1 protein-coding gene is annotated in these 240 nt (G+C 73.3%); it reads right to left on the bottom strand.

Annotated features, from left to right (window positions below):
* The coding region (locus tag HKX41_13210; protein NNC25093.1) for a lipid-binding SYLF domain-containing protein at positions 1-240 on the bottom strand (240 nt) is incomplete at both ends.

Genomic DNA, 240 nt, shown 5'->3' with positions numbered 1-240 from the left:
GGCCGCGCGCGCGCGACCACGACCAGATCTCGGCCTTGAGCTGGCCGTCGGTAGCAGCCGCGGCGGTGCGCCCGACCGGGCCGGCAGCGACGCTGGCGTCGCCGCCGAGGGTCAGCTTGCCGTTGACGATCGAATCCAGCCCGCGCGCGCCGCGGAACACCAGCACGATGTCGGAGGACTGCACGCCGGCCTGGAAGCCGACGCTGCCGCCGGTGAGCTTGATGAAGCTGGGGTTGGACC

Origin of the sequence: Salifodinibacter halophilus, from assembly GCA_012999515.1 — a bacterium.
GTDB lineage: Bacteria > Pseudomonadota > Gammaproteobacteria > Nevskiales > Salinisphaeraceae > Salifodinibacter > Salifodinibacter halophilus.
Note: the sequence above shows the minus strand (reverse complement) of the source record. Positions and strands in the feature narration are given on the sequence as shown.